The sequence below is a fragment of the Halapricum hydrolyticum genome, assembly GCF_025517535.1.
GTDB classification, from domain to species: Archaea; Halobacteriota; Halobacteria; order Halobacteriales; family Haloarculaceae; genus Halapricum; species Halapricum hydrolyticum.
Genome location: NZ_JAOPKC010000011.1, coordinates 43,603 through 59,387 on the forward strand (window position 1 = coordinate 43,603; position 15,785 = coordinate 59,387).

13 protein-coding genes are annotated in these 15,785 nt (G+C 65.9%); 2 read left to right on the top strand and 11 right to left on the bottom strand.

All coding sequences use genetic code 11. The features are described 5' to 3' along the window. Positions 1 to 12 precede the first annotated feature (12 nt). The 6 genes from OB916_RS10565 to OB916_RS10590 form a co-directional block, all read right to left on the bottom strand. Positions 13 to 690 (bottom strand): HAD family hydrolase, encoded by a 678-nt coding sequence (locus tag OB916_RS10565; RefSeq protein ID WP_315909261.1) that lies wholly within the window; start codon positions 688 to 690, stop codon positions 13 to 15. Then, positions 691 to 2,346: a CTP synthase gene (locus OB916_RS10570; protein WP_315909262.1), complete on the bottom strand. Its 1,656-nt coding sequence runs from the start codon at positions 2,344 to 2,346 to the stop codon at positions 691 to 693. A 145-nt stretch (positions 2,347 to 2,491) separates the two neighbouring features. Then, entirely contained in the window at positions 2,492 to 3,739 is a 1,248-nt protein-coding gene (locus OB916_RS10575; RefSeq protein ID WP_315909263.1) for a glycosyltransferase family 2 protein, read from the bottom strand. A gap of 264 nt (positions 3,740 to 4,003) precedes the next feature. Next, positions 4,004 to 4,342, bottom strand: a complete 339-nt coding sequence (locus OB916_RS10580; RefSeq protein WP_315909264.1) for a hypothetical protein — start codon at positions 4,340 to 4,342, stop codon at positions 4,004 to 4,006. A 30-nt stretch (positions 4,343 to 4,372) separates the two neighbouring features. Next, a complete protein-coding gene (locus tag OB916_RS10585; RefSeq protein WP_315909265.1) occupies positions 4,373 to 4,498 on the bottom strand; it encodes a hypothetical protein in 126 nt (41 codons plus the stop codon). A gap of 104 nt (positions 4,499 to 4,602) precedes the next feature. After that, complete coding sequence (locus OB916_RS10590; RefSeq protein ID WP_315909266.1) at positions 4,603 to 6,408, bottom strand: hypothetical protein; 1,806 nt, start codon at positions 6,406 to 6,408, stop codon at positions 4,603 to 4,605. Positions 6,409 to 6,589: 181 nt separating this feature from the next. On the opposite strand from OB916_RS10590, the gene OB916_RS10595 reads away from it, so the two are divergent. Beyond that, the gene (locus OB916_RS10595; RefSeq protein ID WP_315909267.1) at positions 6,590 to 6,943 is read left to right on the top strand and encodes a hypothetical protein; all 354 of its coding nucleotides are present in this window, start codon (positions 6,590 to 6,592) and stop codon (positions 6,941 to 6,943) included. Positions 6,944 to 7,114: 171 nt separating this feature from the next. Here the strand turns inward: OB916_RS10595 and OB916_RS10600 are convergent, their stop codons facing one another. Beyond that, on the bottom strand, positions 7,115 to 9,427 hold the full coding sequence (locus OB916_RS10600; protein ID WP_315909268.1) for a DEAD/DEAH box helicase: 2,313 nt from the start codon (positions 9,425 to 9,427) through the stop codon (positions 7,115 to 7,117). 72 nt (positions 9,428 to 9,499) lie between these two features. Then, a complete protein-coding gene (gene rdfA / locus OB916_RS10605) occupies positions 9,500 to 10,120 on the bottom strand; it encodes a rod-determining factor RdfA (RefSeq protein WP_315909269.1) in 621 nt (206 codons plus the stop codon). Positions 10,121 to 10,550: 430 nt separating this feature from the next. Here rdfA and OB916_RS10610 point away from each other — a divergent pair, with 430 nt between their 5' ends. Next, on the top strand, positions 10,551 to 11,339 hold the full coding sequence (locus OB916_RS10610; RefSeq protein ID WP_315909270.1) for an inositol monophosphatase family protein: 789 nt from the start codon (positions 10,551 to 10,553) through the stop codon (positions 11,337 to 11,339). A gap of 27 nt (positions 11,340 to 11,366) precedes the next feature. Here the strand turns inward: OB916_RS10610 and OB916_RS10615 are convergent, their stop codons facing one another. Genes OB916_RS10615 through glpA form a run of 3 tightly spaced genes read right to left on the bottom strand, consistent with a single transcriptional unit; the run spans position 11,367 to position 15,785 of the window. Beyond that, the gene (locus OB916_RS10615; RefSeq protein WP_315909271.1) at positions 11,367 to 12,716 is read right to left on the bottom strand and encodes an anaerobic glycerol-3-phosphate dehydrogenase subunit C; all 1,350 of its coding nucleotides are present in this window, start codon (positions 12,714 to 12,716) and stop codon (positions 11,367 to 11,369) included. After that, positions 12,713 to 14,092 (bottom strand): glycerol-3-phosphate dehydrogenase subunit GlpB, encoded by a 1,380-nt coding sequence (gene glpB, locus OB916_RS10620; protein ID WP_315909272.1) that lies wholly within the window; start codon positions 14,090 to 14,092, stop codon positions 12,713 to 12,715. Before glpB ends, OB916_RS10615 begins: the two co-directional genes overlap by 4 nt. Further along, a complete protein-coding gene (glpA, locus tag OB916_RS10625) occupies positions 14,082 to 15,785 on the bottom strand; it encodes an anaerobic glycerol-3-phosphate dehydrogenase subunit GlpA (RefSeq protein WP_315909273.1) in 1,704 nt (567 codons plus the stop codon). The genes glpB and glpA overlap by 11 nt, the downstream gene beginning before the upstream one ends.

Here is a 15,785-nt window from a genome sequence, read left to right on the forward strand (position 1 = left end):
ATCGACGGCGGATCACTGCCAGGGCTCGTCGAGAAGGTCGCGCAACGAGTCGATCCGGTAGTCGGGTTCGACAGACGGATCGGGTCTTTTCGGGTCGAGTGGTGCCCACACCGAGGTGAGTCCGGCGTTGTTGGCTCCCCGTACGTCCGACGCGACGGAATCGCCGACGTGGACCGCCGACCCCGGCGTGGCATCGAGTGCTTCGAGGGCGAGGCCGAACGGTTCGGGATCGGGTTTCGTGGGTGCGTCGTGGCCGCCGTGGACCACAGTCTCGAAGGCGTCGCCGATTCCAAGCGCTTCGATCTTCTGTGACTGCATCCAGGGATCGCCGTCGGTGACGACCCCCAGCCTGTAGGCGTCCGCGAGCGACTCGACCGCTTGGTCAGCGCCCGCGCGGAACTCGACTCTGGACTGGTCTCGCTCCCCGGCGAACGCCTCGGCGACGGCCCGTCCGCAGTCCGGATCCCGACCGGCCTCTTCGGCGAACGTCTCGAAGGCCGCCCGTCGGATGTCCCGGACGTCGTCGCCTGCCTGGGAGAACTCGGTGAAGCGGTCGACATACTCCGTCGCCTCGAAGAACGGCTGGACGCCAGCGCGTTCGAACGCGATAGCCAACACGTCCGCCGGCGACCGCTCGTACTGACAGAGCGTGTCGTCGAGATCGAACAACACCGTGTCGATTCGTGCCATTCAGGCCTCTACCTCTGTTTCGGGTGCGCTCCAGTCACGCTCGCCCAGCACGGCTTCGAGCAGGCCGACGAACGGCGGCGAGGCCCGCGTGGGCCGCGAGCGGAACTCGGGGTGGAACTGCGTCCCGATGAAGTACGGATGGTCCGCCAGTTCGAGGATCTCCATCCGGCGGCCGGCCCGACCCGAAAAGACCAGCGAGGTCTCGGCGAAGTCCTCGAAGTACTCGGGGTTGACCTCGTAGCGGTGGCGGTGCCGTTCCGTACAGACGTTGCTCTCGTAGAGATCCGCCGCCAGCGTCCCGGGTGTGATGTCGGTCTGGTGTGCGCCCAGCCGCATCGTCCCGCCCATGTCCTCGGTGTGTTCTTGTTCGGGCAGGATGTCGATGACCGGATGGGGCGTCTCCTCGTCCATCTCCGCCGAGTGGGCGTCCTCGTACCCGAGGACGTTGCGCGCGATATCGACGACGGCCATCTGGAAACCCAGACAGAGCCCCAGGAAGGGGACGTCGTTCTCGCGGGCATACCGGATCGCCTCTATCTTCCCTTCCGTTCCGCGGGCCCCGAAGCCGCCGGGGACGACGATTCCGTCAGCCTCGGTGAGGTTGGTGCTCTCGGTGACGTCGTCCTCATCTGAGTCGACCCAGCGGACGTTCACGTCGACGCCCTTCTCCAGTCCGGCGTGTTTCAACGCCTCGTTGACGCTCATGTAGGCGTCTTCGAGGTCGTACTTGCCGACGAGGGCGATGTCGACCTCGCCGGTCCGCTCCTGGGTGACCAGTTCCCGCCAGCGGTTGTCCCGCTCCTCGGCGGGGAGGGCTCGATCGGCCAGGCCCAGTTCCTCCATGACGTACTCGTCCAGCCCCTCTTCTTCGACCATCAGCGGGACGTGGTAGATGTCCTCGACGTCCGGATTCGAGAAGACGGCGTCGACGGGCACGTCACAGAACAGCGCGATCTTCTCTTTGACGTCCGGGTGGAGCTTGTCCTCGCAGCGTCCCACCAGGATGTCCGGCTGGAGACCGATGCTCCGGAGTTCCTTGACGGAGTGTTGGGTCGGCTTGGTCTTCTGCTCGCCGTTCTTCGAGTAGGGGACGAGCGTGACGTGCGCGAAGAGGATATCGTTGTCGTCCTGCTCGTGGGCGAACTGCCGGAGCGCCTCCAGATAGGGCATGCCCTCGATGTCGCCGACGGTGCCGCCGACCTCGACCAGACAGACGTCGGTCCCCTCGGCGGCCTCGCGGATCCGTCGCTTGATGTCGTCGGTGATGTGTGGGATGATCTGGACAGTTTTGCCCAGATAGTCGCCAGCACGTTCCTTCTCGATGACGTGCTGGTAGGTCTTGCCCGTAGTGACGTTATGGTCGAAGGTCATGTCCTCGTCGAGGAACCGCTCGTAGTTCCCCAGGTCGAGGTCGACCTCGCCGCCGTCCTTGAGGACGTACACTTCCCCGTGCTGGAAGGGGTTCATCGTGCCGGCGTCGACGTTCAGATACGGGTCGATCTTGACGGCAGTGACGTCGAACCCGGCGTTTTTCAGGAGGCGGCCGGTGCTGGCTGCCGTGATCCCCTTGCCGAGCCCGGACATCACCCCGCCGGTGACGAAAACGAACTTGTTTCCGAGGGTGGGGTCGTACCCCGTGTCGGATTCTGTGGGCATACTGACGGTGCGCTCGCGCGGGTCAAAACGATTTCGGGACCGATCGCGTTCGTGGACGTCTGGCATACGGTCAATTGTGACGATGTATCCGCCAGACCGCATGACAGCGTTCGACCGATCCGGAGCGGACCTCCAACAGTCACGATCAGTCGCCGCCGACCTTCGTCGTCACCCGGAAGTGCTGCGGCGGGTTGACGATGCCGGCGACGGTCCCCATCGAGTGGACGACGGTCACGAGCGGAGCAAGCGGCAGCGCCAGCAGCCAGCCGGCGTGTCCCTCTCCGTAGTAGGCGACCCCGCGAAGGAACCAGAAAGCCGTGAACAGCCCCAGTCCCAGCGACGCCAGAAGCAGCGCGCCGCCGTAGGCGACTGACGCGCCGAGTATCGACAGGGGCAACACGACCAGCGTCACGATCGGCGACAGCGCCCACGCGTAGTTGCGGACGCGGGTCAGAATCTCGTAGCGAAGCGGGAGCAGCTTCGCAGCACGGACGTTGCCAGCCGACCAACGCCGGCGCTGCTGGCAGATCTCGTACAGTGACGGCGGCGCCTCGTTGCGACAGACCGACTCCGACAGCGCGAAGTCGACGTCGTACTCACGGAAGGCCGCCCAGACGAAGGCGGTGTCCTCGACGAGCGTCTCGCGGTCCCAGGTGACTGCGTCCTCGACCTCGCTTCGGACGGCGATCCCGCCACCCCAGGCGAAAAGCGGGATCGAAAGCCGCGCGAACGCCCGCTGTTCGATCTGGACGCCCATCCGGTAGACGTCCGCGAGGAAGCTCAGACTCGAATCCGTCCGTCGCGGCTTCTCCCGGAGCTGGACGATGTCGGCGTCGGGCAGCCCCTCGAAGGACTCGACGAGGCTGTCCTCGTCCAGATAGAGGACGAACTCCCGGTCGGTGTCGATGGCCTGGCGCGCCCACTCCTGGGCGCGTCCCTTCCGGACGGCCCGGGACTCGAAGTCCTCGGCCACGACGTGGACGCTCGCGCCAGCCACGTCGATGGCCTCCTCGGCGATCACGTGGACGTCGTCGAGCCCGTTCGGGAGCGAGTCGACTGTCTCCTGGACGACCGCGGCGGCGTCGACGGTCATGATCCGGACCTGGACGTTCTCGGGGCCGTACTCGACGGGCGGGGCCTCGTACCCCACGCCGATCACGTAGGTCAATACGACCCACAGGATCGCGGTGCCGCCAAAGAGGATCGTCACGCCCCACAGTGCGATCCCGAACAGCGATCCGAGACCGGCATCAGTAGTGATTGTCGTGGTCGGAGCAGCCTGGCCGGGAGCGCTCCCGGGCCCCGACACGACGGCCGGTGCCAGCAGCGTCGCAGCCCCGCCGACGAGCAGCGCCAGCGTGACCACGATCAGCGCGAATCGTTCCGTGTTCATCGTGCCCGATCCAGTCGCTACACGCCCTTGAACGGGCCAGGCGTCCGGCCCGAATACACCTGTTTTGGCCCCGGTTTTGAGGCCTAAAACGGGCTTAACTGGGAGGAACCGCACGGCTGAACGTCTGTGGCTAGTCGTGACACGAAGGGCGTTCACACGCGACTCGATCCGTCCGAGGACTCCGTCGCGACCGGTTGCTACCCAGGGCGCGTCAGTTCCAGAAAGTATCGAGGCGGGGCAATTCAGCGGACTTCCCCGAAGGAGCTACGCGGTCTCGTCGGCGAGCCTGTCGAAATCGAGGTCGAACCGCGGCCGCCCGTCGACGATTTCGCGATCGACAGGCAGCGATTTGCCCTGCAGCTGTTCGACCTCGTCGGGACCGAGATCGTACGCCTCGAGCAGCGTCTTCAGTTTACAGTTCGGTCCCCACACCGGCGGCCGTTTCAAGTCACGCTCGACGCTGTTCCCACCCGGCGTCTGGAGGACGAGCGTGACCGTCTGGCCGTCATCCGCGACCGAAACGACCGGCAGTCGCGAGCGGCTCGCCCCCGCCTTGACCGCACCCAGCGCGTCCGCGATGGCGTCGATGTCGTCGTCGGACATTCTCGCTTTGAGGGTCGCCGTCAACGCGTATTAATTCACCGAGAGCATCTCGATGTCGACGGCATCGCCGTCTGCCCGTGCGTCTCCGACGCCACGCTGTCCATCGACTAAATACGGCAGGGAGCCCGCGAGTTCGCGCCAATATGTCAGAAGCACATACTGCGGACTCCGCAATTGGGCATCAATCCGTAGTTTAATTAAAGCATAGGATATTATGTTTTGATTAACTGAAGAACACATATGACTGACTACCAAACGGGTCACCGATTGATGAGCACGTCGATCGTCGTCTGATCGACGGGCTGAGATTCGCGGCCGGCAGCGTAGGCTTTCGCCAGCGCGATCGCCGCGCCGGTCTCCGAGTCGCCGAACTCCGGGGAGAGTTCCGACTCCAGCAGGTCACTCGTCCAGGCGGTCTCCTCGTAGTCGATGTCCTCCTGGACGAGACCGAGACACAGCGAGACCAGCACGGAGTTGGTCGCCTCGGAGACGAACTCGGGGTCGGCTCCGCTGGCCTCGGCGAGTTCCTCCGGGTCGACCTCCGCACCCCGGACAGTCGCCGCGAAGACGGTCGCACCGGCGGCCAGTTCCGGCGGCGTGTATGCTGGATCGTCCGACCGCGGTTCGTACTGTTCGAGGACGCGCAAACTCTCCTCGCGAACCCCGTCGTCGAGATCGAGCGCGTCGGCCAGCCGATCGACGTACGTCTCGGCGTCGGCAGTCGGGATCTCGACGTCGGCCGCCGCTTCGAGTTCCGCCAGCCAGTCGTACAGCGCCCGGCTCCGGAACTCGCCAGCCGTCGCAACCGCCTCCGGATCGACGTCGACGTCGTTGATCCGACTGGCCGCAAGCAGCGCCGCGCCGCCGAGTTCGCCCGCGTTCTCGACGTCGATGTCTTCGACCACGTCGCTGACAAGCCCCCGGGCGAACAGTCGCACCGACGCATCGAGATCCAGTTCGTCGGCGATGGCGTCGACCTCCCGCTGGACGGCGTCCTCGGTGAGGTCCGGGCCGAGCGCGTCCCGGTCGCCGGGCAGCCAGACGTCCGTCGAACCGGCGCGCTTGCGCTCGACCGCCCCGTCGTCGGCGAGCCCGTCCAGATCAGTCGCGACCGCGTCCGGGTCCGCGTCGAGTTCGTCGGCGACGCGGTCGGTCGTCGGCAACTCGTCGGGAAACAGCGCCGTGACAACCTTGAGCACGTCTGCCTCCGCTTTCCCGCCTTGCTCGCTGTCGTCGTCGGTCGCCTCGGCCGCCCTGGATTCGCCGTCCGCGTCGCTATCTGCCTTGGGGGCGTGCTCGTCGGCCGTCTCCGGCGCGGGTTCGTCGTCTCCGTCTTCGGGCACGGGTTCGTCGTCTGCCTCGGACGTGCGCTCGGGGCTCGCGGCGGGCGCACTGCTGGTCGCCATCGGCGCGCCGGTGTCGGGATCGAGTCGATATCGCTGTGCCGACTCAAGGTGCTGCTCGCCGAGCAGATCTCGCAACTCCCTGTAGCGGTTTCTGACTGTGACCGGGCTCGTCCCGGTGACGTCTCCGAGCGCGTCCTCGTCGGCACCGTCGACGTCGTTGACGTCCGCAGCGAGATAGAGGACAGCGCCGGCAGTCCCGGCGGGCGAGGTGCCGCCGGCGATCATCTGTGGGTCGGCCTCGAAGGCGTCTTCGAGAATTCGCTTCGCCACGACGACGATGCCGTCGGCCAGGTCCAGTTCCGTCCCGAACCGTTCGATCAGCGCCCGCGGCTCGGGCGGGACGCCGTCGATGTCGAGGTTGGACGCGACGTCCTCGAACAACGCTGTCATCGCCCCGGGCTCGATCGTCGTGCCGTCGAGCGCCTCCGACCACGCCTCGGCGACGTCCGATACTGTCACTGGCAGCCCGTCTTCGCGCGCCGACAGCGCCAGCGTCGTCGCGCCGACGATCGACAGCGAGCTATCTTCGATCTCGGGTTCGGATCCGAGCTGGTTGAGCCGGACGCGGGTGATCTGAACGGTACTACTCGGCAGCGAGAGCGTCTCGGCGACGGTCGTGAGCTGCTGTTCGACGTTGTCGCGTTCGGCTGCGTTCGACATTGTCCTTATATGCCCGGAGTAGGGTCTTAATCTTCACCCTCGTTCATCAGTTTTGATAGTGGCGCCGATCGTCGCGCGGACGGGACGACAGCAGTCGTCAAGCAGGGCTCGGGTTGTGCGTCAATCTGAGACGTGTGACAGGCAGAACCACTATACCCCAGTCGTGAGAACGTGGCTTTCGATGGGCTATACCGACGCCGTGCTCGCGACTGCCGCCGGAATCGCCGCGTTCGCGCTCGTGTTCGCGGCAGCCGTCCCGATAGTCGGAGCGGCGCTGCCGAACCCCGAGCAGGTGAGCATGCCGATCGCGCTCGGGTTCGGGATGGCCGCGATGACGGGAACGTATATGGGGCTGGCCGGGCGAGCCGGCAGCCGGGAGTACCGCATCGCCTTCGCCAGCGGCGCCTTCGGCACGACGTTTCTGGGCGTGTTTCTCGTCGGCTACGCCGCGAGCGGCGACCTCCAGCTCGCGCTCTCCGCAAGTGCCGTCGCCGGCGCACTGGCCGGGGCAGGAGTGCTCGTCGTGACGCGGTAGTCGACGAGCGCCTGCCGTAGCCGCTGACACGCTACGCGACGAGCGCCTGCAAGAGCCGCTGACACGCTACGCGACGAGCGCCTGCAAGAGCCGCTGACACGCTACGCGACGAGCGCCTGCAAGAGCCGCTGACACACTATGCGACGAGCGCCTGCAAGAGCCGCTGACACACTATGCGACGAGCGCGGACAGCAGTTCGATCGCGACGTCCTTGTCCAGCGGGTCGTTGGCGTTGCCACAATGTGGTGACTGAACGCACGCTGGACAGCCGTCCGCACAGCCACAGGATCGCAACATCTCCAGCGTCGTCGCCGCGAGATCGGCGATCTCCTCGTAGCCGCGTTCGGCCAGGCCGACACCACCGGGATAGCCGTCGTAGATAAAGACCGTGCTCCGATCGGTATGGGGGTGGATCGGCGTCGAGAGTCCCCCGATATCCCGGCGATCGCAGAGGAACTCGAAGGGGAACAGCGAGATCATGGCGTGCTCGGCCGCGTGGATGCCGCCCGCGAAATCGCCCATCGACTCCAGGCGACGGGTCAACGCCGGCGGGAGCGTGTAGTACAGCGCCGTCGTCTCCAGGCTGGTCTCGGGCAGGTCCAGCGATTCCCGTCCCAGAACTTCGCCGGAGGATCCATCCCGGCGTTCGAAGCCCGTGATCTGCTTGCGCATCGTCACGTCGGCGAGCCTGACGGTGACGCCCTCGTGAGCCGGGAAGGGCTTCTCCTCGCGGTCGCGTTCGACGGTGATCTCCTTGTCGTGGAGCACCTGCGTGTAGTGGTCGGCGTAGGTTCGCTGGAGCGTGGCGACGTCGTGTCGTAGATCCAGATCAGTCACCTCGTAGCTCGTCCCCTGATGGTGGTATATCGCGCCGGGATGGGCGTCCCGTAGCGCGTCGCCGAACGGCAGCGTCGCGATGGGATCGTCGCGACCTCGGGTCTGCAGGACGACCTCCCGGTCTTCGGCCGTCCTGAGAGACATCTCGTGCTGAGGGCTACCGTCACCGGCGTACGTCCATCGGATTCCTTTGCCCGTCTCCCGGCGGTCGAGTTCGCCGGTCGACTCGAGGTCAGCGACCACGTCCGGGAACCGTCCGCCGAAGTACCGGTCGTCGCCAGGACGCAGCCAGTTCTCGCGGGCGGCCGCGAGCACGTGCTTCGGCAGGAGGTACTCGTTCTCGGGGTTCGCGATGGCTCGCTCGGGATCCTGCTCGAACAGCGCGTCCGGATGAGACATGAGATACTGGTCGAGCTGGTCCTCGCCGGCGACGAGCGCGACCAGCGCGGGGTCGGTCCCCCGGCCGGCCCGCCCAGCCTGCTGGAACGCGTTCATCCGCGTCCCGGGATAGCCGTCGAGGAGGACTGCGTCGAGTCCGCCGATGTCGACGCCGAGTTCGAGCGCGTTCGTGCTCCAGAGCCCGCGGATCGATCCCTCCCGGAGCCCGGTTTCGAGCTCGCGCCGTCGCTCGCCCCGAAGGGCGGCCTGGTAGGCACCGACGCCGGCCGCCAGTTCGTGCTCGCCGCGCTCGCGCAATGCGTCGGCGCTCTCGGTCGCGTACCGCTCGGCGACCTGCCTGGAGGAGGTGAATACAACGGTCTGGAGCCCGCGCTGGAGCAGGTCGACGAACAGCCGTTTGGCCTCGGTGTGGCTGGACTTGCGGCGACCGCCGCCCCAGCCGCCACCGTCGTACTCGGGCGGGTTCCACAGCAGCCAGTGGGTCGGCCCCGTCGCGGCACTGCTCCGGTCGACGAGCGAGAACGAATCGGCGTCCCGGCCGGTGACGGTCGCGGCGTGCTCGACGGGGTTGCCGATCGTCGCCGAGCAGCAGACGAACTGCGGGTGGCTGTCGAACCGCCGGGCGACGCGGTCGAGTCGGCGGGCGACGAGCGCGATCTGGCTGCCGAAGATCCCGCGGTACTCGTGGACCTCGTCGAGGACGACCGTCTCCAGGCGGTCGAAAAACCAGTCCCACAGGCGGTGCGCGTGAGGCAGAATCCCGTAATGGAGCATGTCGGGCGTGGTCAGCAGAACCGTCGGCTGACGGTCGCGGACGTCGCGCTTCTCGCCTTTCGAGAGGCGGCCGGTGTAGCGGTCGACGGTCACGCCGGAGGCGAACCCGAGCCCGCGCGCCCATTCGGAGAGCGTCTCCGCCTGATCGTTGATCAGCGCGACCTGCGGGGCGATATAGAGCGTCGTCCGCCGGTCCTCGAGGGCTCGCTCGAACGCGGGCACGGTGTAGGCGAGACTCTTGCCGCTGGCAGTCGGAGTCGATAGCACGACGTTGTCGCCGTTCCGGACCGCTTCGATCGCGTCGGCCTGGTGGCCGTAGAGCGACTCGATCCCCGCCGTTTCGAGGACGCTCCCGATCCGGGCGTCCAGCTCTAGGTCCGCAAACGTGGCGTCTCGGCCGTCGAGCGTTCGTTCGGCTACGATCTGCTCCTCGTAGTACGGCCGGTCGCGTAGCCAGTCGATCGTCTCGTCCACGTCCGGTCTATCGGCGAGAGAGATAAGTCGATTCCGCCTCGGGTGGGCGTTGCGCTCCCGTACGCCGGAGCGTCACTCTTCGGTGGCGTTCTCGAGCAACTCGAAGACGCTGTACTGTTCGCCGGTCTCGGTGTAGAGCACCTGCAGATCGACGAGCACGTCGACGTCTCCTTCGGGGACGATCCCCTCGCGCTGGAGACTCTGGAGTGCGTCTTCGGTGACCGCTGCCGTACGGTCCTGGAGCTTCTGGACGCGTTCGCGGGCGGTGTCCAGTCGCTCCTCCGGTGTGGCTTCCGGCTGGCTGACTTCGCGGTACTTCCGCAGGTACGTGTGCATCGACTGATGGGTGACAAAGTCGCTTTTGACCGCCTCGACGTCGACGCCGTTGCGATCGAGGCGGCGCTCGACACGCGTCCTGGTCCCTGCGCTCACGTCCTCGCCGGTCAACTGCTCGTAAAGTGTCCCGACATCGGTGTCGATCGGACTGAGGTCGCTATCCTCGATAGCCGCTTCCAGCACCTGTTCGTTGAAATAATCAGCGAGGTCCCGGAGACTCATCTGCTGGTCGCCCTCCCCGAGCCACCGTCGCTCCAGCTCCGCTCCGAGTTCGTCGAGACCGTACGCCTCGATGACCCGGGCGACCTTGACCCGCGGCCGTCCGCCGTCGGTTCGACCGGCCTGTGGTTCCGTCATACGTCTGATTCCTCTTGCGGCTCGTTTAGCTTCTGCGGTGTCCGTACTAGTCGGAGCACTAGAAACCCGTGTATAATAACGGACCTTTGATTATTATGCTTTAATAAAGTCTATATTATATATACTATGGAGCAAGAGATCGTAGATCTCCCTCATCAAAATCTACCTCATATGCACAAATATCCGAATACAAAAACAAGTTTTTGTGCTGAAAATTGGACTTAAAGGCGTCTAAAGTCGATACTAAGCACATTAGGCACATACTGCACCACATGAGTTCACAAGTAAGGAATACTTTGCCGAAAGTCGCTATTCAGGTGTATAATACAAATAGACTAGTTATATTGTATTCTGATATATTTTCGAATACCGGGAGGGATTTTCGTCGAGCGTCCCCTCGTTATTTGTCGGTCTGGGGCGACTACAGAACATGGACAGTCGCGAGCTAGCAGCGGTGACCATCGCCAGTACGGGCGCAATGGTGGCCGCGAAGCACTTCCGAACCGATCTCGACGTAGCGTCGAAATCGAGCCAGATCGATCCGGTAACCGAGGCAGACCGGCGGACGCAGCGGCAGATCGTCTCGGTGATCGAGTCAGCGTTTCCGAACGACGCGATCGTCGCCGAAGAGGCCGACGCCCGCAAGACGCTGCCCGAGCACGGGGATGCCTGGGTCGTCGACCCGATAGACGGGACGCTCAACTACTCGCGCGGAATGAGCGAGTGGGTCACGAGCGTCGCCGTGGTGGAAGACGGCAGTCCAGTGGCGGGCGTCAACGTGGCTCCGGCACTCGACGAGCGATACGTCGCCACCGCAGACAGTGTGGAACGGGACGCAACACCGCTGTCCGTCAGCGAGACCGACGATCCGGCCGGGGCGCTGGTCGCCTCGACGCTCCGACTCGAGACCGCGGATCACCGGACGTTCGGCCGGCTGGCAGACGCGACGATCGAACACCTCGGGGAGTTCCGACGGATGGGATCCGCCCAGTTGACGCTATCGCTGGTCGCGAGCGGTGCGTTCGACGCCGCGATCGGGTTCGATCCCGACCCGGACCCGTGGGACACCGTAGCAGGCGTCTACCAGGTTCGGCAAGCCGGCGGAACAGTGACCGACCGCCGCGGAGAGCGATGGGAGCCGGACAGCTCGGGGTTCGTCGCGTCAAACGGTCGACTCCACGAAGAAGCCCTCGCCGTGGCCCGAGAGACGCTCGAGTGAGTACGACGGACGGCCAGCCGGAAAGTACTACTCAACAAGCGCGGCCTCGAGCACTTCCAGCGGGTGATGGACGTCGTAGCCGGTGCCGTGTTCCATCTGCATCCCGCAGGTGGGACATTCGGTCATCCCCGTGGTTCCCTCGGCGGCTTCCATGTGCTCGAACATCTCCGCGCCGATCTCCATCGACGTCTCGTACTTCTCTTCCTTCCAGCCGTAGGTACCGGAGATGCCAGAGCAGGAGTCGCCGACGTCCTCGATCTGCACGCCGTCGAGATCCCGGAACAGCTCGATCGCCTGTCGGTCCAGGCCCTGGTTGCGAGCGTGACAGGGGGCGTGGTAGGCGAACGCCTCGGCAAACTCACCGGAGACGGTCGCGTCCTGGATCGCACCCTGCAGATCCTCGTTGATCCGGAGGTACTCCAGCGCGTCGAAAGTGTTCTCGGCCACCGTCTCGATGCCGTCGATGTCGAACAGTTCGGGGTATTCGTTGCGCAACGCCATCGAGCAGGAGGTACAGGAGGCGATCACGTCCGCGCCCTCCTCGATGGCTTCGACGAGGTTCTCGACGTTCGTGACGGCGTGGCGACGGGCGTCGTCGAGCATCCCGTTTGCGAACATCGGCGTCCCCGAGCACTTCTGGGGCGGCACGAGTATCTCGTATCCGAAGTGCTCGTAGACCCGGACCATCGCCTTCGCGACCTCGGTCGTGTTGTAGTTGGCGTAACAGCCGTGGAAGTACGCCACACGCTTGTCCGGGTTCGACACCTGCGCGCCGCCTCGTTCGGCCCACCACTCCCGGAAAGTCTGCGTGGCGAACTCGGGGAAGTCCCGCTCGCTGGGGACGTGCAGAACCTTCTCCATCGCCCAGCGGACCGGCCCGAAGTTCATCACGAAGTTGGCCGTCCGGGGGAACACACTCGCGAGGCGAGCAGAGGTCCGGTAGTTCGCGAGGATCCGGTTGCGGACGTACTTGATCGAGAGCGTCGGTAGCTGGTTGTCGACGTACTCCCCGCGGGCGGTGTTGTGCATCTGCGCCAGGCCGACGCCGGACGGGCAGGACGTATCACACCGCAGGCAGTTCGAACACTCCGTGATCGACGGATCGATCTCGATCTCGTCTTTGCGCTTGAGGCGCCACTGTTCGGGGCCCTGGAACTTCGGCCCGGGGAACGACTCGTCGACTTCCGCGACCGGACAGGACGTCTCGCATGTCGTGCACTTGTAGCAGTCGTCGGCACCCGGCCGCAAGTCGAACTCGCCCTCCGGGAAAACTTCGACGGGGTCCGGCTGCCCGGGGTCGGCCGTCTCGGCGGCGACGCCGCCGTCAGTCGTGCGTCGCCGTCGATCCGCTTCGTCCGCTCGGTGCTGCTCCCTCATGGCGACGCCCCCGCTCGCTCGGTTCGTTCTCGACTCGCTATCGCGGCGTTCCGACCGGCGACCACGCCCGTCGCAAGCGAGACGCCGCTGGCGGATTTCTCGCGTGCGGCGTCGGCACCGCCGACGACTGCACCGGCTGCGAAGAGGTTGGCGAACGCCGGTTCGCCGTCGGCGTCCAGCGGCCGCATCGACGCGTCCGGGCGGACACCGAAGCGGGCGTAGGGCTGATCGCCGAACGCGTCGTCGACGAACCAGTCGTAGCGGTCCTCGGGGTGAGGGACGTGACAGCCGAAGACCGGCTCCCGGATACCGTCCCGATCAGAATCCAGCCCCTTCCCGACCAGACCGCCCGTCGCGAGGACGACTGCGTCGGCGGCGTACGGCACGTCGCTCCCCATTCGGTCGACGATAACCGACTCGACGGTGCCGCCCGCGGACTCGTATCCGACGGCCGGAACGCCGGTCTCCAGGCGAACCCCTTCGGCGTCCAGTGCCTCGAACAGCCGGTCTTCGAGTCGGAGACCCGGAATGCTCGGAGGACCCATGGGGATCTCGAAGACGTCCGCGCCGAGACAGTCCCCGAGGTCCGCCCGGACCGCAGCAGCGTTGTCGTCGCCGAGGACGGCGGGGAAGCCGACACGTTCGGCGTCGTCGACGTATGCCTCGACTGCCTCAGCGAGGGCACGCCTGGCGGGCGTGCCCTCGATCCGCTCGTCGTGGTCGAACGCCTTCACGAACCGGGTTATCTTCGTGTCCGTCGGGAAGGATTCGGCGAACGGGACTTCGACGCCGCGGACGTCGAAGAGGACGCCGGCTGCCGACAGCTGATCGGCGACCATCCCGGCGTCGAACTCCGTCAGCGACCGGAACCCGACCAGAAGCATCGGTCGCTCGTCGCTCGCCAGACCTGCCGCCACGGCCCGGGGGTATCGAGCGGTGGGTTTCACCGCACCGCCGAACGTGGGGACGAGCGCGTTTCGCTCGGTGTGGCTCCCCAGGTACGTGTCTCCGACGAGATCGTCGAACAGCGCCAGTCCGTCTCTGAGAGCGTCGGCCCCCAGGATCGAGTAGGGGTGGGCGTCGGGCAGGGCGTCGATCCCCTCGTAGGGCGTCTGGAGGGGGCCCCGGTAATCCCCGCGTTCTCCGCGGACGTCACGGAAGTCCTGACGCTGTTGGGAGATGTAGTCAGCGTGCTCTTGCTGGGGCGTGCGAGGGGGGACGTACCCCAGGCCGTCGATCAGTCCGGAGGCCTGTCGGAGCGTGCTCTTCTTGTGGGCGAGCAGACGGACGTCGGCGCCTTCTCGGGCGGCGGCGATCGCGCTGGTGACGCCAGCGAGACCGCCGCCGACGACCAGAACGTCGCTCTCAATCGCCATTGGTCGACCCTCCGTCTGTCGCCGCGTCGGTCTTCCGTCCTGCATCGAAGGCGGCGAAGTCGACTGTGTCCCCGCGAAGTCCCGGGTCGGCGTCGTGATTCATCGTCGTCGCGTGGAGCATGTGGTTCAACATCGCCTGGGAGAGTTGCCGGCCCCAGAGGGTGTGGCGCTGGCCCTTCCAGCGTTCCTGGTAGAGTTCGTCGACCGCGTCGCGGGCCGTCGACGCCTCGTGGTCGTGATAGACCTCCGCACCCAGCCGGTGGGTACAGAACCCGCCCTGGCAGTTCCCCATCGACGCGCGGGTTCGCAGTCGGACAGCGTTGAGGTCCGGCCCGACGTCCTCGATGGCGTCGCGAACCTCGGCTCGCGTGACGGCCTCGCACTCACAGACCACGGGGTTGGGATCCTCGCTCCCGAGTACTTCCGGTGCGCGGTCGCCGAGTCGCTGGACGCTCCGTTTCGCGACGGGCGAACGCAGATCGAACCGGTCCATGTACTCCTCGAGGATCGACTGATCGCGACTTCCCGGGAGCGGTTCCTCGTGGGTCCGGCAAGGCTCGTCCACGCCGAAGCGATCACAGACGTGGTCGGTGACGGATTCAGCCATCTCGCGGTAGGTCGTCAACTTGCCTCCGACGACGGAGGTGAATCCGGCGACGCCGTCCCGTTCCTCGTGATCGAGGATGAAATAGTTGCGCGTCACGTCGCCCGTGTCCTCGGTCTCTCCCGGGTTCGGGTCGTACAGCGGCCTGACGCCCCAGTAGGCACGGATCATTCGTGCGTTCTCGACGATGGGGACCATCTCCGAAGCGACGTCGATCATCATGTCGACTTCCCACTGCTCTTCGGGATAGTCGTCCGGATCGTCGACGGGCTCGTCGTTCGCGCCGAGCAGGACCGTCGTCTCGTGAGGGATGATGGTATCGCCCTCGTCTTTGGGAAGACAGCGGTTGATCACCGTATCGATCTGGCGGACGTTCGTGACCACCATCGCCCCCTTCGAGATGGCCATCGCCACGTCGACGTCGGCCATCGCGGCGACCTGGCCGGCCCACGCGCCGGCCGCGCTGACGACGTGGTCAGCCTCGATCGTCTCGACGTCTCCCTCGCTGCCCTCGCCGAGGTAGTTCGGCCCCTGTCGCCGGAATCGGACCCCGGTGACGTCGCTCTCATCGGTGAGCAGGTCGACGACCTCGGCGTGTGTCTCGACGCGTGCGCCGTGTTCGATGGCGTCGGCGGCGTTGGCGACGGCCAGCCGGAACGGATCGAGCGCGCCGTCCGGCACCCGGATCGCCCGCTTGGTCTTCTCGGTCAGATACGGCTCCTGTCTGCGCGCCTCCTCGCCGGAGATGACGTCCGTCGGAATGCCACACTCGGCACAGCCGTCCAGTTTCTCCCGGAAGTACTCGTCCGAATCGCCCTCTAGCTGGACGAACAGGCCGCCCGTATCCTCGATACAGTGAGGGGCGATGTCTCTGAGAATCCGGTTCTCCTCGATGCAGTCGACGGCGCTCTCCTGATCGGAGACGGCGTATCGACCGCCGCTGTGGAGGTGGCCGTGCGTCCGGCCGGTGGTGCCGTGGGTGAGGTTGCCCCGTTCGAGCAACGTCACGTCGAACCCGCGCATCGCCAGGTCGCGGGCTGTCCCCGTACCGGTCGCACCGCCGCCGATCACGACGACTGTGGGTGCCAT